Below are 17,651 nucleotides of genomic sequence, written 5' to 3' on the forward strand. Positions count from 1 at the left end.
ATTTCAGTCAACCCCACAAAGAGGGAAACTGTTTAATTCGACGAGCGTCTCACCGCTTCGGCAAGAGAGACTCCGCCGCATGTCCCCCGTCGCACGCCGGGGACCACCGGGGCCGGAACGGTTCCGGGCGGGAAATCTCCCCAAGAGGGCTTGCCGCATGAAATTCACACTGGAAGAGGTGCGGTCCCGCACCTACAAGGCCCGGGACGCCTGGTGGACGGTGTTTCTCGTCGATCCGCTGGCGGGCCGGCTGGTGGTCGGGACCGCGAACCACACTTCCGTCACCCCGAACCAGATCACCTGGGGCGCCTTCCTGCTCGGCCTCGGCTCGGCCGGCTGCTTCCTGATGGCCGACTGGACATGGCTGGTCGCCGGAGCCGTTCTCTACCACCTGAGTTTCGTGCTGGACTGCATGGACGGCAAGATCGCCCGTCTCAAGGGCACGGGAACCGTCCTGGGCGGCTGGCTCGACTACGTCTTCGACCGGATTCGCGTACTCACCTGCACCCTTGCCCTGACCTGGGGGCAGTACCGGGCGACCGGGCAGGAGCTCTACCTGGTCCTTGGCGTCGTGGTCGTCTTCCTCGACATGCTCCGCTATGTCGACGCCCTTCAGGTGGCGAAGGTCCGGCGCCAGATGCGCCGCAGCCTGAAGAAGGCGGTCGAGGAGTCGGCCGCCGCGGATTCGCCGGGCTTCTCCGAGGATCTGCTGCCCGAGGACCCCGATCTCGACTCCGACGAGATCAGGATCCGCACGGCCGAGGCTGTGGATCCACAAGCTGTGGATTCGCGGGACGTGGATCTGCAGCAGGAGTTCCGTGCGCGCTTCGCCTGGTACATCCGCATCCGCGACTGGCTGCGCGACCACCGTGTCCGCACGCACCTGGTCAGCGGCATCGAGTTCCAGATGGCGGTGTTCATCGTCGGCCCGCTGACCGGCCAGATCATCCCGGTCACCATAGGCGCGGCGGTACTTCTGCTCGTCTTCGAGGCCGCGATCATGTACAAGCTCTGGCTGTCGTCCCGCGACTTCACCCGCGCTCTCACCGGCACCCAGCGGACCATCCAGTGGACGCGGTCCGCCGCCGGGAGCTGAGCTCCTTCCCCATCTGGCCGAGCGGAGTACGGAACTCCGGTTCGGCCAGGACCCGCCGGGGCCTCCCGGCCGGAAGAAACCCCGGCCAGGCGCACGACGACATGGCGGCTCATCCGGCGGGCATCGCGGCTCGCCGGCCGTGACCCGATCGCACCGTCACGGCTGCCGCCCTCCACGTCCGGGCAAGGACACCGACACCGACACCGACACGAATGGAACGTGGTTTGTCTTTCTTCCGCCGTCTCGTCGCGAAGATGCTTCTCCGGGCGCTGGAGGCACGCGACCGGCAGCGCGCCCGATCGGCGCCTCCCCCCGACGACCACGAGGTGCGCATCCTGCTGCTCCACGCCAACGGCATGGGCGGCACGATCAGGACCGTCTTCAACCTCGCCGAACACCTCTCTCGGACGCACGACGTCGAGATCGTGAGCGTGTTCAGGGAGCGCGAGCAGCCCTTCTTCCCCGTACCCGCCGGCGTCCGTGTCCGTTACCTCGACGACCGGCTGCCCAAGCGCAAGGGCCTGCTGTCACGATCGCCCAGCAGGCTGGTGCCCAAGGACGAGACCGCCTACCACCGGTTCACCCTCCGGACCGACCTCAAGCTCGTCCGCTATATCCGCTCCCTCCGCCGGGGCGTCCTCATCGGCACCCGGCCAGGCCTGAACCTGATCGCCGCCCGCTTCGCCCCACCCGAGATCATCACGGTCGCCCAGGAACACGGGAACCTCTCCGGCCACCGGCCGGCGGTCCGCAGGCAGATCCTTCGCCGGTACGGCAGGCTCGACGCCCTCGTCACGCTCACCCGGACCGACCTCCTCGCCTACGAGCGCGCGTACCAGCAGGCGGGCAAGAGCGCTCCACGGGTGCTGACTCAGATCCCGAACGCCGTCACCCGGCTGGACGGCGACATCTCCCCTCTCACGGCCAAGACCGCGGTCACCGTGGGCCGTCTCACCCACGTCAAGGGCCATGACCTGCTGATCCGCGCCTGGGTCCACGTTCACGCCAGGCACCCGGACTGGACCCTGCGCATCTTCGGCGGCGGCTCCCGCCGGGAGAAGCTCCGGGCGGCGATCGACGAGCACGGGCTGACCGGGCACGTGCTCCTCGGAGGCTCCGTCAAGGACGTCGGCAGGGAACTCGGCGCCGCCTCGATGTTCGTGCTCAGCTCCCGCCGCGAGGGCATGCCGATGGTCATCCTGGAGGCGATGAGCAAGGGACTGCCGGTGATCAGTTACGACTGCCGAACCGGCCCGGCGGAGCTGATCACCCACGGCTTCGACGGGTTACTGGTCGCACCCGAAAAGATCCGGGAGATGGCCGACGCGATCTGCACTCTCATCGAGGACGAGGAACTGCGCCGCACATTCGGAGCCTGCGCCCTGGAGACCGCCGCCCGATATCACATCAATGCCATTGGGGCCAGGTGGGACAAGCTCCTGTCCGATTTGATGGGACGCGAGCCCCGCCCCCTGGACGCGGCGCCTGGTCATATGCCGTAATGGACGGTTAATGAGCTGTGAGTCAAGTGTGTTGTCAGCGGTTCATCGATATGCAACAAAAGCCCGAACTCGTCATAGCGGCATCGCCAGGCAACTTGGCCTCCGCTGTCGCCGAGACGCCGGATTTCGCGGCCGGGGAACCGCTCGGGTGTTCGCCGAACGAATCGGCATCAGAGCCGTGACAGGACTCCTCACCACCACGAAACTCGTCGCAGGCGAACCGGGCGCCTCACCCGCGGAAGCGGTCCTCCATCAGCATCCCCGCCCGCGCCGAGCGCCGTAAAAAGAAAGGCCCCTGAGGGCGTGATGCCTGCTCAGGGACCTCTCTACGATCATGCGCCCGGGAGGAGCCGAATCCCCGGCCTTCCGGTCCGCAGGAAAGACGGACGCCTCGTCAGTGGCGCCTCACCCTCGTCGGACGATGAACGGGGACGGATCAGTTGTCACGCGAGGGGGCGGACAGCGTGTTGACGAGTTCCTTGGGCTCGGGCGTCATGGAGACGCCACGGGGCAGGTCCTTCTCGTCGATGACCTGGTCGGCGGGCGGGGCGACGACGACGACCTGCGACCCCCAGCCGGTGTAGCGGGTGTCGATGCTGGAGGTCATCGAGAGCTCACGCCTTCCCGTGGTCTCGGTGCTCACCAGACGCTGGAGCCGGCCCTCGCCGTCGGTCCAGAGCCGCCATGCGATCTTTCTCTTGCCCAGTTCCTTTCCGTCGGCGCGCCGGCCGCGCAACGCGTCGGCGTAGATGCTCTTGTACACCTTGTACAGCTCTGCGTAGTTCACGGTGCCCTGGTAGAGGAACCCGCCGGAGACCGGCTTGCCCGTCGAACCCTTCAGCAGGGTCTTCAGGACGGTCGGCTCGAACACGTTGATCGCCTGCCGGCTGGCCAAGTGGCTGATGGTCACGGGGTTGACCTTGAATTCTCGCGGTAGTTCCGCGCGCACCCAGGTCTTCCCCTCGGGAAGCGCACCGTCATAGATGCTGCCGGAGACGTAGATACTTCCCTGAACGACGGTTATGTCGTACGGGTCGTACATGCGGGAGGCGAGCGACCTGTCGACGCCGCTTTCCACTTCCCTCCTGGTTTTCGGGTCGGGAACCTGCTGCCAGGTGGCGTCGAAGGCCACGGGACCGGAGGGGCCGAGCTGCAGCCTGCCGTTGGCCCGGAACATGGTCGGGGTCTTGTCGAAGACCGTACGCGCGACCTCGGAGATCTGAACGCCGCGTTCGGGCCGGAGCTGCGACGTGAGCACCCGCACCGGGTCGGGCGGGCCGGCCTGCGCCGCAGCGGGAACGGCGGCCGCCGGCACGGACACGGTCAGTACGGCGGCCGCCAGGGCACCCCATCGCCTCATAGAGTCTTTGTCCTTTTCAGGGAGGTGAAGTCACGCCATGAAGATCATTCTTCTAGAAGAAGATAGACGTCTTGCCACCCACATGTACGGGTACCAGCAAGAAACGTGTCATGAGCTCCGAACGAGCAGCTCTGCCCAGATCACCGTCGCGACCTTCATCGCACCGAACCTCGATGGCCCCGCTGTTGACCTTGGCGGGGATACGCAACCTGGCTTGCGCCATTTGGCCGGCTTACCGGCCTGTTGCCCGGGAACTCCTGGCCGGAGGTGCTCACGAACTCGGCCCTCGCACCGAAGCGGCGCGGGGGCCGGGGGTTCGGAGATATCTAGTGGGGTGACCACGAACGTTCACCGGGCCGGATAGCGAGCGGTTCCGGATGCAAGGCACCGGGTCGGTGAGCCGCCCCGGTGCGTTTGACCGCGCTGGTGTCACGGTTGCATGCTGGCTCGCATGCTCTTCACCCAGGCTGAACTTGACTATCTGACCAGCCAGCGCCTCGGTCGCCTGGCCACCGTTTCTCCGGCTGGTCAGGTGCAGAACAACCCCGTGAATTTCTTTGTGGACGCCGCCGCCGGCACGATCACGATCGGCGGGGGCGCGCTGGGAGCCTCCAAGAAGTTCAGGAACGTCCAAGAGGGCAGCACCGTGTCGCTCGTCGTGGACGACCTCGCCTCGGTGGACCCGTGGGTGCCGCGCGGGATCGAGATCCGGGGTTCGGCGGTGGCTTTGACGGATCACGAGCCGCCGGTGCCGGGCTTGTCTCGGCAGATCATCACGATCACGCCCGGCCAGATCATTTCTTGGGGGTTGGGCGGGCCCAGGGCGAGCCGCAAGGTGTGAAAGCGGGTGATCCCTTACAAGAGGGTCGTCTCGTAGGGGGCCACGAACGTTCCGGGTGCGATCGTGCGCTGACCTCGAACGTTCGCCGGGTCTGGTGACACGCCGGGGAATGTGCATGGGTGTGGGCTGGGTGAGCCTCACCCTCGACAGGGATGTGATCGCTGTCGAGAGTGAGGTGAGTCACGGCACCTGCTGGGCCCGACGCGCACCCGGACCGGTTGCCGGCCACCTACCACCGCGCCTACGGCACCCGCTGGCGAACGTCGGCAACGCTGGGGCCGGCCACGACCCAAAGCAGCCCGCCGCTCAGTGCAGCCGATGTTGTGATCGCGTCAGGTCGGGATGGCTCGCCGACGGGTCCAGATGTAGCCGGCGACGATCCCGCCGATCACAATCACCTCGAAGACCACGTCCACCAGGTGGTCGCCCTGGGAGACCAGCAGCAGTCCGAACAGTCCAGCGGCGAGCACCGCGCCGAAGGATGCCGCCAGCTGGTGCCGCGCTGTCCAGCCGCGCCGCATCCAGCGTGCCACGATCGCCGCGGCGGCGACGGCGACCAGCACGGCTGCCAGCACCCACCACACGAACGGTATGCCGCTGCCGATGAACGCCATCAGGTGGAAGGCGAACCAGACCAGTCCGAAGCCCAACCCGGTCCACCCGGCGCGCATCGTCCCGGGCGGCCGCTCCGATACACGCGCTGTGCCTCGGACCCGGCAGCGCGACGCGGCCCAGGTCAGCAATCCCACGATCGCGAGCACAGCGCCGATCTCGACCACGGAGAGGCGGAAATCCGACCGCAAGAGGGAGATCAGCGCGAAGAGCGCCGCCCCGAGGGCGAACACCCCGCCGAAGACCGGCAGCATCCGTCGCGACAACCACGGGGACCGGCTCTCCCGGGGGAACAGAATGTGCACCACACCTATGGGAATGAGCACGCTCCAGACGACGTGGTACCCGCACACGAGCACGGCCCAGAACCAGTTCACCCCGGCGGCGCGGCCGTATATCGTATCGCCGCCCGCCCAATCCGGATTGAAGATCGTCTGCAGGGCGAGGCCCTCCTCGATCAGCGCGTAGGCGACACCGAGCAGGACTGTCCCCCACCCGTTGAGCCGCAGGCGTTGCGCGATCTCGCGTATCAGGACGACACCGGCGCCGTAGAAGCACAGGATCGAGGTCACGCGCAGGGGTTCCACGAAGTTGCTCATGCGCAAGGCCGCGCCCACCACCTCCCCCAGCAGGGGAGCCATGAGAAACAGCGTCAGCACCGGCGCCACTCGACGTCGGCGGTCACCCGTGCTGAGCTGAGTGCGGCCGATGGCGGTTGGTAGATCGGGTTGCACACCCATTCCCACGCTTTCTGGTCCTCTGCTTCACCTGCTGGCTGCCGTCACGATGGAGTTCCACGACGTCGTTCCAGCCGCAGAACGCTGCCGGTGGTGAGTTTGGAAGAAGCGGTAAGCCCCTGTCGTCAGTCGATGGTCTACGGTGACTGCGACTTTGGACGGCTCTCACTTCAGGACCCGAGAACCGACTCTTCATCGACGGCCCCAGGCGCGACCGGCTCTCAGGCACGACCGGCTCTCAGGCACGACCGGCTCTCAGGCACGACCGGCTCTTGGGCACGACTGGTTCTCGGCCGTCGCTCCCCGGGAGGTCGCGCCGTTGGCTGTTCCGTTGTTCCTCAACCCTGGTTATCTAGGCTTGTCAAGCGATCTAGCCGGTCAGCTGCTTGATGGCCGTTAAGGCACGTTAGGCGAGGAGGTCCGCCGCCGGCGACCCGGCCGTCCACGACCAGGCCAGTCCCAGCGCGATCTGCCGGCATTCGGACCGGGTGAGCCTGCCCCGGCATCGTGGTCTCCTCGGTGGTCCTTCATGGTGGTCCCTGATCCTCTCGCCATAGCGTTCACTTCTCATCCATTGCAATGACCAGAGCGACTGTCGTTGCGTTACCATCAAGACCGTTGCAACAATTTCCTGGCATCTACCTGTATAAACACTGATTCTAAGCAACGGGCGTGTTGCGGTAATTTGGAAAGCAACGTAGCGTTTCCGATATCAGAAACAACGAGCGAGCACCGGAGAACACCATGCAGACCTTCCCCACCCCCGCCCCGATCACCGCCGTCCTGGACATCCCCGCCGGACGCGTCCAGGTCATCGCCGCCGACCGCACCGACACCACCGTCGAGATCCGGCCCGCCAACCCCGCCAAGAGCCGCGACACCAAGGCCGCCGAGCAGACCACCGTCGCCTACACCGACGGCATCCTGCGCATCATCACCCCGACCCCCGGCAACCAGTTCCTCGGCCCCTCCGGATCCCTGGAGATCACCATCCAGCTGCCCGCCGGCTCCCACATCGAGGCCAAGACCGCCAGCACCGAACTCCGGGCCGTCGGACGCCTGGGTGACGTCGCCTTCGAAGGCGCCTACCGCCAGATCAAGATCGACGAGGCCGCGAGCGTCCGTCTCACCGCGACCGACGGCGACGTCGAGGTCGGCCGACTCAACGGCCCCGCGGAGATCAGCACCGCACGGGGCGACATCCGGATCACCGAGGCCGCGCGCGGCACGGTCGTGCTCCGCACCCAGTCCGGCAACATCTCGATCGCCGCCGCCGCCGGCGTCTCGGCCGCCCTGGACGCCGGCACCAGCTACGGCCGCGTCAGCAACGCCCTCAAGAACGACGGCACCGCCGAACTCGACATCCGCGCCACCACCTCCAACGGCGACATCACCGCCCGCAGCCTCTGAACGGACCAAACCTCTAAAGGAACACGACCAGGACCATCCGGCCGGGCCCACCGCGATCGAGATCCTGCCGATCTCCGCCGAGGACCCGGCCGTCCGTCCCGAGCGACCAGGCCGTCCAGGGGGCGGGCGAAGTTGGCTCTGATGACAGTGAATCCTTTTGCGGTGTGGTGGCCTCTTATGGGGTGATGGCCGCACTGGGAGGGAGATGGGTATGGGTGGCGTTGTGATGCCGGCTGTGCAGCGGGCACTTTTCACGACCTTGTTCCGGCAGCAGGGGTGTGGACGTGGCTGACCGCTCTTGGGCGAGCGCGCAACTCATTGAGGCCGCGCAGGCTGGTGATCGCGAGTCGATCACTGCGGTGATCTATGGTGCTCATTCTCACGTGCGGCGCTTCGCCGAGCATCTTTGTGCGTCCCCGCAGGATGCCGAAGACGCTGCACAGGAAGCGTTGATCACCCTCTACCGGAAGATCGGCACGCTACGCGCCACCGGGGCGCTGGCATCGTGGATGTTCCGCATCGTCCGGAACGAGTGCCTGCGCCGCACGCGACTGCTGTTCGACCGCAATGAGGAGGCCGGCGCCGGTCTGGTGACGTCAGCCGAGGACGAGGTCATCCGGCGCCTGGAAGCCGAGTTCGTCGCGCAGGCGATCAGGGAGTTGCCAGATGTTCAGCGCAGAGTATTGATCATGCGGGATGTGCTGGGCTACCCGGGTCGGAGGGTCGCGGAGGCACTCGGCTTGAGCAACGCCGCGATGAAGTCCCAGCTGCACCGGGCCCGCAACAGGCTCCGGCTCAGCCTGGGCGGCATGACCGGCCCCACCGAGGGCCCGCATGACCCCGGAACCACCGCCTGACCTGAGCCGACCGCATTCCACAACCCGAGTTCGAAGAGGAAGTTCCGCCATGCTCGAAACCGGATCGCCCGCACCCGACATAGTGCTGGAAAACACCGACGGCCAGACCGTCCGCCTGTCCGACCACCGGGGCAGTCATGCCGTTCTGATCTATTTCATGCGGTCGACGTCGTGCCCGGTCTGCAACAGGCACGTCCAAGACCTCATCCGGTGCCGCGACGAGCTCGCGGCTGACAACGTCCAGGTGTTCGTCGCGGTTCCTGAGGACCGTCAAGAAGCGGCCGCGTGGAAGACCAAGCGCCAGATCCCGTTCCCCGTCCTCATAGGGCGCCACTGCACCCCGCACGAGATGATCGGCCTGAGCAAAAAGGTCTTCGGCTCGATGCAGCAGTCGGGCGACATCCTCATCGATTCCCAGGGCATCATCCGCCATGCTCACGGCGCCACCATGCCCACCAGCGGCTACGACAAGAAAGGGATCATTGCCGCTGTCCAGGGTCTCCGCGCTCACGCATGATCTAGACACGGCTCGCATCGGGGGCAGGGCGTGGTCCTGGCCGACGGTCTATCCGGCCGGCCTTCGGCACCGTCCTCCACCTCGGTGACTGCCGGGATCACGACACCGAGGTCATAGCGGTAGCCGAGCCACTCCCCGGCCTGCGGGATCAGGCCGGCCGGCGTCACCGCCGTCCCGCCCCGGGCGTTGTCGCCGTACTCGCGGTCCCCTGTGCCGAACAGGTGCAGGTAGTGCTGCTCCCAGCCCATCGCGACCTGGATCACCTCGTGCAGCTCGGCCAGACTCGCCTCCGACGGCACGTGAACCCGCCGCCACACCGGCGGGCGAGCCTCCCGCAGGGTGACCTTCAACTGGTGGACGGCGCCCACGGCGACCCGGCCTCTCCTGACGACGACGGCGTCACGGTAGCGGCACCGATCACCGATACGGGACGGTTTCGGGACCACTGAGCCGATCGCCGGGCCGGCGTACCGCCGCCTGTCGTCCCGCCTGGCCCGCGCCCGGCGCGACGGCCGCTTCCCCGGCCTGATCGACACCCTGCGCACCGTGCACATCGCCCCGGCGTCGCGCGACGCCGGGGCGTTCCTGGCCGATCGGTTCCGGTGCAGCCCGGATGTGATCGTGGGGTTGGGGTCGGATCGCCCGTTACAACTCGTTCATTGCTTGTAGGCGCGGGCCGTCACGTTCCCAAGACCATTACTCCCGTCCTTTGACAGGTAAACGGTTATCCCTTCGTCGTGGAGGTTGATCCACCCGCCACCCTGCCCGTAGGGGGCGTCCTTCGCGCGTATGGAGTCGGCGTACACAGCACCATGGGTGTTCGTCCCGCCCTGGTATACCTGCACCCCATACCTGGGGAAGCTGATCCATCCGTCGTCGTTGTTTCTTCCCTGCACCCATTCGGTGTTGACGCCGGTGAGGTCGGCCTTGCCGGCGAACACGGTTCCCCATGCTCCGCTTCCCTGGCGGACGTTCACCCCTTCCTTGGGGAAGCTGATCCATCCGTCGTCGGTGCTTCTTCCCTGCACCCATTCGGTGTTGACGCCGGTGAGGTCGGCCTTGCCGGCGTACAGGGTGCCCAGGTCATCGGAGCCGCCTGTGCGCCAGATCTTCACCCCGCCCTGGGGGAAGGTGATGACTCCCTCGCCGCTATTGGGCCCCTCCACATACTCGGTGAGCACGCCGTTGAACACGGCCCTGCCGGCCGTCAACGGCCCCTTCCCGCCGGAGCCGTTGGAGATCTCCGCCCCTGTGCCGGTGATGGTGAGGCCCCAGTTGGTCGCGGTCCCCTGGACCCGGGGTGTCTTGATCTCGGTGGTGGCGGTGAGGGTTTCGAGTTCGGGATTGCGCACCTGAACGGTCGTGGTGAGGAAGTGCTGCTGCTTGTTGGGGCCGGTGGCGGTGAGGATGTAGGTGGTAGCCCGCTTCGGGGCGGGCGGTGACCAGCTGCCCCCGGAGACGGGGACGGGCTGCGGCGCGCCCGGGTAGGTGATCTCGTAGCCGAAGCCGGCGATCTCCTCCCAGTGCAGCGTGAGCTTGTCACCGGCGTCCACCATGGCCTTGTCCGGGCGGAAGTCGCGCGGCGTCGGGAGCTCCTTGGGCGTGGTCTTCACCAGCGCCACCGCCGCCATGGAGCTGGGGGGCAGGCTCCCGGGCTCGGGCTTGGTTCTGCCGGCGTTCTCGGTCACCGTCAGCACGGCCAGCCCGGGTTTGGCGGCGACGGTGACGTTCTCCAGCGTCAGCACCATGTAGTCGCCGGGGCGGAAATGTATTGGGCCGCCAGGGGCGGTGGCCTGGACGGCGTTGGAGCCCTGCCGCTGGACGTTCACCGATGGCCGGGTGCCCGGCGGGGTGCCCGGCCGCGGGACGTACTCGCCCTTGGTCTTGATCTTGTTGAAGTTCGAGGTGAGGGTGAGGTCGCCGGTGCCGTTGCCGATGGGCACCGTCACCGTGGTCGTGGACCAGTACGCCGCCTGCTGCCCGGTGTTGGTGACGAGCAGGTACACCGTTCCCGTGGACGGCCGCCCGGCCGCTGACGCCTCCAGGGGCGCCGGGTCGGTGAGGACGGTGTAGGTCAGCATGGTCATGGTCACGACTCCTTTTTGGAGGACGGCGCGGGCCGATGGCCCGCCCGCGGCACGAGGACCGGGCCGGGCAGGACAGGCGGCGATAGGGGTGGCGCATCCGAAAACCGGCTGTGACGCGCCGCGGAAGTTCATCTCTGGATCCAATCGCCCGGCGTTGGAGCGTGACAAGATCACTCAAGGCGGCCATAACAGGGCGGTCCGGCAATATCATCAGCGTCTTGACACGCATCGAGGCCATGCGTCACTGACCGTCCATGAACGCCCGCCCTTCCCATCAAAACCCTCGCTCCCTACGACGAGCCCCGGCGGCAGGGCGTCCTCTTCCCGAACATGTCCTCAGCCCCAAGGTGAGCCGATCTGCGCAGGTCACGGGACTTCCGAGAGGATCATGTTTTCGGAAGCGGAGACGACCACGACTTCCGAGAACACGCACGGCTGAGAGGCGAAACCCCAGCTCGGCACTTCCGAGACTAGGACCGCGTCGCTAGTCGGCGGCCGGGGACACGTTCGGGAGGAGGACGCCTGGACAGGGGGGCACTAGATACACCCCTGCTCGGTTGCCAGGTGCAATGACCGCGGCCCCGCCGTCCGGCATCGTCGGTGGCGAACCCATCCGACCCGACGGGAGCCAGGTGACATGTGGAAGGCCGGCGACGAGATCATCGCGATACCGGATGGCGGAGGCCGGGCGCCGGGCGTCCCGCTCGGTCAGGTGCTGACGAAGGCGGGCGTGTTCCTCGCGGTCGCGTTCGTGGCGGCCGGAGCGCTGGGCGCGATGCAGCCGGTGACCGGGATCCCCGCTGAGGTCATCCAGCTGACTCAGTTCGGACCGGCCCTCGGGGTAGGTGTGGTCGCGTTGCTCTGGCCCGCGCGGGTACGGCCGGCGCTCGCCGAAGCCTTCCGGGGCAGGGGCCGCCACGGTGGCCGCGGCCTGCTGCTGCCCGCCACGGCACCACTGATCATCGCGCTCTGCGTCACCGCGTACGGCGTCCTCACCGGAGACGTCCGGTTCACCCACCCGAGTGCGCTGCACAACCCGTTCGCGATGATCGTGGTGGCGCAGCTGATCGGTGCGTGCGGCGAGGAGATCGGCTGGCGCTGCTTCCTGCAACCGCTGCTGCGCACCCGTTTCGGTCCGCTCGCGTCGTCGATCGCAGTAGGGGTGCTGTGGGGCGTCTGGCATGTTCCGGTCTTCGCGCAGGCTCCGGCATACGCGGGTGCGTTCCTGCTGGCAACCGTATCCATGTCGGTCGTGATGGGACTGGCCCTGGATCGGATTCGTTCGTCCCGGCTGCTGCTCTCCGGCGGCTTTCACACCCTGATCAATCTCGGCCTGCTGCTGTTCATGGACGAGGAGTCCGGCGCGGTTCTCCCGATGGCGTTGTTCGGGACGGCGTGCCTGGCGGTGGCGCTGCTGTGGGCCTGGAAGGCGCCGACTAGGATCCACAGGATCCCGGACCACGTTCGATGAGATGACAGGCGGCGATGGCATCGGTTGTTCCCCGCACCTGGATCGCCGTCGGACGGTGCCAGCTGGCGAGCCTGTTCGCCATAGCGGTGTCCGCCGCCGGGTCGCTGGTGGTGCTCGCCTTGCTGCTGCTGCCGATCGGTATCGGTTTCTGGCTTCTCCCGCCCGCCGCGACGGCTCTGCGCGCGTTGTCGGACCGGTCTCGCTCGTGGTCCGCCCAGTGGGCGGAAGTGCACATCAGCCGGCCGGAGCCCCTGGTCGTCGACCGCACCCTGAGCCGGCGCAGGAGGGCAAGCGCGATCCTCGCCGACGAGGGGTTCTGGCGCGACCTGGCGTGGGCCTGGCTGGAGCCGGTGGTCGGCGGGCTCCTGGTCGCCGTTCCCCTCTGCCTCGTCGGGTACGGGGCGTTCGGCGCGCTGGTGCAGCCGTTCATATGGCGGCTCATCGACGACGGCAACTGGTACGCGTTCATTTCGGTGCACAGCACCGGAATGATGCTCGCCGCACTGGTGCTCGGCCTCGTGTTCATGGTCACCGGCGCGCTCATCGCGCCCGCGACACTCCGGCTGCATTCCCGATGGGGCCGGCTGTTGCTGTCCGCGCCGCGCCGTACGCTCGTCCGGCGGATCGAACGGCTCACCGACACTCGTGCCGAGGCGCTGGACACCCAGGCCGCCGAGCTGAGGCGTATCGAGCGGGACCTGCACGACGGCGCGCAGGCTCGGCTCGTCGCCCTGGGCATGACCTTGGACAGTGCCCTCCGCCTGCTGGAGACCGACCCGGCCTCCGCTCACAAACTGCTGCTGGACGTGCGCGAGACATCCGCGCGAGCGCTTGAGGATCTGCGTGACCTGGTCCGCGGTATCCATCCTCCGATACTCGCCGACCGCGGCCTCGGCGACGCCGTCCGATCGCTGGCACTCGACAGTTTCCTCGACGTTCACGTCGAGGCCCGGCTGCCCGGACGTCTTCCGTCACCGGTCGAATCCGCCGCTTACTTCGCGGTCAGCGAGACACTGGCCAACGCGGCGAAGCACTCCGGCGCCAGCGATGTCCGGGTCGTCCTGGAACATGAGGGCACGCTGCTGCGGATCACCGCCACCGACAACGGCCGTGGCGGCGCGGACATCTCCCGAGGAACCGGACTGCGCGGCGTCCAGCGCCGGTTGGGTACCTTCGACGGCACCCTCGCCCTGCACAGCCCGCAGGGCGGCCCGACCACCGTGACGATGGAGATCCCGTGCGCGTTGTCCTCGCCGAAGACCTCTTCCTTCTGAGAGAAGGGCTGATCCGCACGCTCCAGGAGCACGGCTGCGACGTCGTCGCCGCGGTGGACAACGGCCCGTCCCTGTTACGCGCGCTGCTCGACGAGAAACCGGACGTCGCGGTGGTCGACGTACGGCTGCCGCCGACCTTCACCGACGAGGGCCTGCAAGCCTCGCTGGAGGCCCGCCGCAAGCGGCCCGGCCTGCCCATCCTCGTGCTGTCCCAGTACGTCGAGCAGCTCTACGCCAACGAGCTGCTGGCCGGCGGCGACGGCGCCATCGGCTACCTGCTCAAGGACCGGGTCACCAACACCGACCAGTTCATCGACGCGGTCCGCCGGGTCGCCGCCGGCGGTACGGTGATGGACCCGCAGGTCATCGCAAAGCTGCTGTCACGCAGCGACGCCCGAGGCATGATCGGCAGCCTGACCCCGCGCGAACGCGATGTCCTTGAGCTGATGGCCGAAGGCAGATCGAACGCCGCCATCGCGAGCGGCCTGTACATCAGCGAGAGCGCCGTGGCCAAACACACCGCGAGCATCTTCACCAAGCTCCGTATCGCCCCGTCCGCGGACGACAACCGCCGCGTCCTCGCCGTACTGGCCTATCTCAAACGTTAGAGCGCCTCACCGGGGCTGGGCGACCACTCGATCGCGTCCGGTCGCGTACCGGTACGAGGCCTCGATCACGGTCCGTGCCACGTCGAGTTCCCCGGCGGTGCGCGGGCCGTAGAGCATCACCACGTTGATCTGGGCGGAGTACAGCGGGTGCCGCTCTCCCCACCCTTTGGCCAGCAGTTCTCGCTGGTCCTCGATCGACAGTGACAGGTGCAGGCTGCCGTCGGCGTGCACGTGGGCGAACTCCGCGTTCAGCCGGGGCGGCAGCAGTACCGCGCCCTTCGGCGGAAGGGTGCCGTCGAGGAAGAAGGCCAGCGATCCGGGCTCGGAAATCTCGCTGGGGCGGATGACGGTACCGGGCAGCTCGGCCGCCATCCAATGCTTCAGCTCCTCTCTGATCTCATCCGGGCTGTTCTGGGTGAGTTGAACGTGCGGGACCGATGGACCGGTCTCGGGGCGGTCTCCCTCACGCATCGGAAGTACTGGCATGGTCATGGCCGTGCTCCTCCACTGCCGGGCCCTACGTTCGACATCGCCGGCGACCGGTGTGGCCGCCCGATCGGCCCGGTAAAAGAAAGCTAGCTTCCTTCGTATAGTAGGTTCCTAGAGGATAGTTACTCTCTTTTACGCATCAAGAACGGTGGAAAGGGGAGCGATGTCCGAGCGGACGGTTGAGGCGTGCCCGATCAGCCCGGTGGTGGATCTGGTCTTCAGCCGCTGGACCACGCCGATCCTGTGGGTGCTGAGACATCACGGCCGCCAGCGTTTCAACGAGCTTCAAGGACGGCTGTCCCCGATCACCTCCAAAGTTCTCACGCAGCGCCTGCGGCAGCTGGAGCGTGACGGGTTGCTCACCCGCACCTACCACGCGGAGATCCCGCCTCGGGTCGAGTACGAGATCAGCGAGCTGGGACTCACGCTCAGCACGGTCTTCGCGACCCTGGTGAGCTGGTCGGACACCCACCTCTCGGCGGTGGAGGACGCCAGGCACCGATACGACGCCGACAGCGGGCTGGAGCCCTGCTTGGAGCAGTTCGGGCTCAAGGAGCCCGAGCAGGCGTGAATCATTCCCGACCGCCCCGCTCTCGCGGCCCCTCAAGATCGATGGATCTCTGCTACCGTTCCCCGCATGATGCGCGCCGCTATGACGACGACGCCGGAGAGTGTCCCGGCGCGCTGACAGATGTCTTAGTCCGAAGCCCCGGGGCGAGTGCCCCGGGGCTTCGTCTTGCGGTCACTCGCCCGATGTTCACGAGGAGACCGCCATGCATGACCATCGCAAGCTCGGCCGCGAGCTGAACCTGTTCGACACCGACCCCCTGATCGGCGCGGGCCTGCCGTACTGGCTGCCCGACGGCGCGGCCGTACGGCATGCCCTTGAGGAGTACATCCGCACCGCCGAGCGGCGGGCGGGTTACCGGCATGTGTACTCGCCGGTGCTGGGCAAGCGGGAGCTGTACGAGATCTCCGGGCACTGGTCGCACTACAGCGACGACATGTTCCCCCCGATGGACCTGGGGGCGGAACAGATCGTTCTGCGGCCGAGCCTGTGTCCCCACCACGCGCTGATCTACCGTTCCCGCTCGCACAGCTACCGCGAGCTGCCTCTGCGCATGGCCGAGCTGGGTGGCATGTACCGCTCCGAGCTGTCGGGCGTGCTCGGCGGGTTGACCCGCGTCCGGGCCATCCAGCTCAACGACGCGCACATCTTCTGCACCCTGGACCAGGTCAGCGACGAGGTGCGCGCGGCCCTGGAGATGATCCGCCGGGCGTACGAGGCGCTCGGCATCACCTCGGCCCGCTACCGGCTCTCCCTGCCCGGCCCCGGCGGGAAGTACGTCGCCGCCCCCGAGATGTGGCGGCGGTCCACCGCCCTGCTGACCGATGTCCTCGACCGCTCCGGCCTGCCTTACGAGGCGGCCGAGGGGGAAGCCGCGTTCTACGGTCCCAAGATCGATATCCAGGTCACCGACAGCGCCGGCCGGGAGTCCACCCTGTCCACCGTCCAGGTCGACTTCCACCAGCCCGAGCAGTTCGACCTGCACTACATCGGTGCGGACGGCGCGAAACACCGGCCGGTCATGGTCCATCGCAGCATCATCGGCAGCGTCGAGCGAGCCGTCGCCCACCTCATCGAGCAGCACGGCGGCGCCTTCCCCGCCTGGCTCGCCCCCACCCAGCTGGTGATCCTCCCGGTCTCCGAGGCCGAACTGCCGAACGCCGAGGTGCTCGCCCGGCGATGCGCCCGCCTCGGACTGCGGGCCGAGGTCTCCGGGCTGGAGCACGGCAGCCTGGGCGCCCGCATCCGGGAGGCCCGTCTCGTGCCCTACCAGGCCGTCATCGGCGCCAAGGAAGCCGCCGCCGATCACGTCGCCCTGCGCCTGCGTGACGGACGCCGCCTCGACCCGCAGCCCATCGGCGACGCCCTCACCCGCATCGGCGCTCTCGTCGACGCCCACAGCACCGACCTGTGGGACGGCGCCGCCTGCCCGTAACAGATCGCCTTCGGGGGCGGCTTCGGAATCACCGGTCAGGGAGAGCGGCCCGCAAAGCGGCCTCACCGGCGGGCAGACGACACGACCAGTGGCGGAAGTTCTTGGCACGGCGCCAGATCCTGTGGGCCGTCTGGATGTTCCACTCAGGGTTGAAAGCCGTCACCGGGTCAGCGCGCAGTTCCAGAAGCTCCAGGTCGGAAAACTGGAAAAGCCCCCACCGCCGCACGCCGCGATTATCTGCCACGACCCACAACGGATCGAGGAAGGACAGGCATCGAGTCAGTTCGACCGCTCGATCCGGATCCTCGGAGAAGACCTCTCGCAATCGCCGTTCGGTCTGCGCGGCGGTCCATTGCGAAGGTGAGATCCGCTTTTCCCCGAGCAGAGCGCGTTTGGTCTGGCGATCGGCCACCCCCATCGTGGGGAGCCTCGCGAAGGCTTGGAAGGCCATGACCCGCTGCTTGGTGAACGGTCCGAACCATGCGTCGTCCGGCAGGTTGAGGCCTTTTCTCTGAAGCTGCCGCTGAAGTTCCTGGGCACAGATCCCATAGGTGCCGATCATCATCAGATCGGGACACCGGTCCGACAACAGCATCTGTTCATCGGCTTCACCGGTACGAACTCCGCTCACCGCGATGTCCGTACCGGCCAGCAGCATGACCAGCCCGGCGACCACAAGCCAGCGCCGGCCATGCCTGATCCTCCCTGCGGCGCCAAGACGCTCCCGCTCCACTTTCGCGGGCGGAGACGGGGGCGGGGGCAGGGGCGGGACGAGCGAACCCGCCGC

Annotated in this window: 17 protein-coding genes; 11 read left to right on the plus strand and 6 right to left on the minus strand. The window is 67.4% G+C overall.

The window, feature by feature from the left end:
- The first annotated feature begins 157 nt into the window (after positions 1-157).
- Together ACFY2X_RS02540 and ACFY2X_RS02545 are read left to right on the plus strand one after the other, a co-directional pair.
- The gene (locus ACFY2X_RS02540) at positions 158-1,096 is read left to right on the plus strand and encodes a CDP-alcohol phosphatidyltransferase family protein (protein WP_389931324.1); all 939 of its coding nucleotides are present in this window, start codon (positions 158-160) and stop codon (positions 1,094-1,096) included.
- A gap of 224 nt (positions 1,097-1,320) precedes the next feature.
- The gene (locus tag ACFY2X_RS02545) at positions 1,321-2,598 is read left to right on the plus strand and encodes a glycosyltransferase family 4 protein (RefSeq protein WP_389931326.1); all 1,278 of its coding nucleotides are present in this window, start codon (positions 1,321-1,323) and stop codon (positions 2,596-2,598) included.
- 436 nt (positions 2,599-3,034) lie between these two features.
- Here the strand turns inward: ACFY2X_RS02545 and ACFY2X_RS02550 are convergent, their stop codons facing one another.
- Positions 3,035-3,958, minus strand: coding sequence for a hypothetical protein (locus ACFY2X_RS02550; protein WP_389931329.1), 924 nt, complete (start codon positions 3,956-3,958; stop codon positions 3,035-3,037).
- A gap of 451 nt (positions 3,959-4,409) precedes the next feature.
- On the opposite strand from ACFY2X_RS02550, the gene ACFY2X_RS02555 reads away from it, so the two are divergent.
- Positions 4,410-4,799, plus strand: a complete 390-nt coding sequence (locus tag ACFY2X_RS02555; RefSeq protein WP_389931331.1) for a PPOX class F420-dependent oxidoreductase — start codon at positions 4,410-4,412, stop codon at positions 4,797-4,799.
- Positions 4,800-5,131: 332 nt separating this feature from the next.
- Here ACFY2X_RS02555 and ACFY2X_RS02560 read toward each other — a convergent pair whose 3' ends face one another.
- Positions 5,132-6,070: a hypothetical protein gene (locus tag ACFY2X_RS02560; RefSeq protein WP_389931333.1), complete on the minus strand. Its 939-nt coding sequence runs from the start codon at positions 6,068-6,070 to the stop codon at positions 5,132-5,134.
- Positions 6,071-6,892: 822 nt separating this feature from the next.
- On the opposite strand from ACFY2X_RS02560, the gene ACFY2X_RS02565 reads away from it, so the two are divergent.
- From ACFY2X_RS02565 to ACFY2X_RS02575, 3 genes are all read left to right on the plus strand, one after another.
- Positions 6,893-7,558 (plus strand): DUF4097 family beta strand repeat-containing protein, encoded by a 666-nt coding sequence (locus ACFY2X_RS02565; protein ID WP_389931336.1) that lies wholly within the window; start codon positions 6,893-6,895, stop codon positions 7,556-7,558.
- A 284-nt stretch (positions 7,559-7,842) separates the two neighbouring features.
- Entirely contained in the window at positions 7,843-8,415 is a 573-nt protein-coding gene (locus tag ACFY2X_RS02570; protein ID WP_389931338.1) for an RNA polymerase sigma factor, read from the plus strand.
- A 49-nt stretch (positions 8,416-8,464) separates the two neighbouring features.
- The gene (locus ACFY2X_RS02575) at positions 8,465-8,932 is read left to right on the plus strand and encodes a peroxiredoxin family protein (protein ID WP_389931339.1); all 468 of its coding nucleotides are present in this window, start codon (positions 8,465-8,467) and stop codon (positions 8,930-8,932) included.
- Here the strand turns inward: ACFY2X_RS02575 and ACFY2X_RS02580 are convergent.
- Both ACFY2X_RS02580 and ACFY2X_RS02585 read right to left on the minus strand, forming a co-directional pair.
- The gene (locus ACFY2X_RS02580) at positions 8,923-9,468 is read right to left on the minus strand and encodes a plasmid pRiA4b ORF-3 family protein (protein ID WP_389931343.1); all 546 of its coding nucleotides are present in this window, start codon (positions 9,466-9,468) and stop codon (positions 8,923-8,925) included. The genes ACFY2X_RS02575 and ACFY2X_RS02580 overlap by 10 nt on opposite strands.
- 120 nt (positions 9,469-9,588) lie before the next feature.
- Positions 9,589-11,019 carry a hypothetical protein gene (locus ACFY2X_RS02585; RefSeq protein WP_389931345.1) on the minus strand — a complete coding sequence of 477 codons (1,431 nt, stop codon included), beginning with the start codon at positions 11,017-11,019 and terminating at the stop codon, positions 9,589-9,591.
- 637 nt (positions 11,020-11,656) lie between these two features.
- Between ACFY2X_RS02585 and ACFY2X_RS02590 the strand changes: the two genes are divergently transcribed.
- From ACFY2X_RS02590 to ACFY2X_RS02600, 3 genes are read left to right on the plus strand one after another with little or no spacing between them, the layout of a single operon-like run.
- A complete protein-coding gene (locus ACFY2X_RS02590; RefSeq protein ID WP_389931348.1) occupies positions 11,657-12,490 on the plus strand; it encodes a CPBP family intramembrane glutamic endopeptidase in 834 nt (277 codons plus the stop codon).
- A gap of 14 nt (positions 12,491-12,504) precedes the next feature.
- On the plus strand, positions 12,505-13,764 hold the full coding sequence (locus tag ACFY2X_RS02595) for a sensor histidine kinase (protein ID WP_389931351.1): 1,260 nt from the start codon (positions 12,505-12,507) through the stop codon (positions 13,762-13,764).
- A complete protein-coding gene (locus tag ACFY2X_RS02600) occupies positions 13,728-14,372 on the plus strand; it encodes a LuxR C-terminal-related transcriptional regulator (protein ID WP_389931353.1) in 645 nt (214 codons plus the stop codon). Before ACFY2X_RS02595 ends, ACFY2X_RS02600 begins: the two co-directional genes overlap by 37 nt.
- 6 nt (positions 14,373-14,378) lie before the next feature.
- Here ACFY2X_RS02600 and ACFY2X_RS02605 read toward each other — a convergent pair whose 3' ends face one another.
- Positions 14,379-14,864 (minus strand): luciferase family protein, encoded by a 486-nt coding sequence (locus ACFY2X_RS02605; RefSeq protein WP_389931355.1) that lies wholly within the window; start codon positions 14,862-14,864, stop codon positions 14,379-14,381.
- Between the two features lie 160 nt (positions 14,865-15,024).
- Here ACFY2X_RS02605 and ACFY2X_RS02610 point away from each other — a divergent pair, with 160 nt between their 5' ends.
- Positions 15,025-15,432 (plus strand): winged helix-turn-helix transcriptional regulator, encoded by a 408-nt coding sequence (locus tag ACFY2X_RS02610; RefSeq protein ID WP_389931358.1) that lies wholly within the window; start codon positions 15,025-15,027, stop codon positions 15,430-15,432.
- Positions 15,433-15,532: 100 nt separating this feature from the next.
- Positions 15,533-16,864 carry a threonine--tRNA ligase gene (thrS, locus tag ACFY2X_RS02615; protein ID WP_389931360.1) on the plus strand — a complete coding sequence of 444 codons (1,332 nt, stop codon included), beginning with the start codon at positions 15,533-15,535 and terminating at the stop codon, positions 16,862-16,864.
- 28 nt (positions 16,865-16,892) lie between these two features.
- Here the strand turns inward: thrS and ACFY2X_RS02620 are convergent, their stop codons facing one another.
- Positions 16,893-17,597 carry a peptidoglycan-binding domain-containing protein gene (locus ACFY2X_RS02620; RefSeq protein ID WP_389931363.1) on the minus strand — a complete coding sequence of 235 codons (705 nt, stop codon included), beginning with the start codon at positions 17,595-17,597 and terminating at the stop codon, positions 16,893-16,895.
- Positions 17,598-17,651: the final 54 nt, after the last annotated feature.

The organism is Streptosporangium sp. NPDC000396, from assembly GCF_042898655.1.
Classification (GTDB): Bacteria; Actinomycetota; Actinomycetes; order Streptosporangiales; family Streptosporangiaceae; genus Streptosporangium.

Excerpts from the sequence above, each read along its gene's own strand:
- ACFY2X_RS02540 (WP_389931324.1), top strand. The coding sequence starts at position 158 with ATGAAATTCACACTGGAAGAGGTGCGGTCCCGCACCTACAAGGCCCGG.
- ACFY2X_RS02550 (WP_389931329.1), bottom strand. The coding sequence starts at position 3,958 with ATGAGGCGATGGGGTGCCCTGGCGGCCGCCGTACTGACCGTGTCCGTG.
- ACFY2X_RS02555 (WP_389931331.1), top strand. The coding sequence starts at position 4,410 with ATGCTCTTCACCCAGGCTGAACTTGACTATCTGACCAGCCAGCGCCTC.
- ACFY2X_RS02565 (WP_389931336.1), top strand. The coding sequence starts at position 6,893 with ATGCAGACCTTCCCCACCCCCGCCCCGATCACCGCCGTCCTGGACATC.
- ACFY2X_RS02575 (WP_389931339.1), top strand. The coding sequence starts at position 8,465 with ATGCTCGAAACCGGATCGCCCGCACCCGACATAGTGCTGGAAAACACC.
- ACFY2X_RS02585 (WP_389931345.1), bottom strand. The coding sequence starts at position 11,019 with ATGACCATGCTGACCTACACCGTCCTCACCGACCCGGCGCCCCTGGAG.
- ACFY2X_RS02590 (WP_389931348.1), top strand. The coding sequence starts at position 11,657 with ATGTGGAAGGCCGGCGACGAGATCATCGCGATACCGGATGGCGGAGGC.
- ACFY2X_RS02595 (WP_389931351.1), top strand. The coding sequence starts at position 12,505 with ATGGCATCGGTTGTTCCCCGCACCTGGATCGCCGTCGGACGGTGCCAG.
- ACFY2X_RS02605 (WP_389931355.1), bottom strand. The coding sequence starts at position 14,864 with ATGACCATGCCAGTACTTCCGATGCGTGAGGGAGACCGCCCCGAGACC.
- ACFY2X_RS02610 (WP_389931358.1), top strand. The coding sequence starts at position 15,025 with ATGTCCGAGCGGACGGTTGAGGCGTGCCCGATCAGCCCGGTGGTGGAT.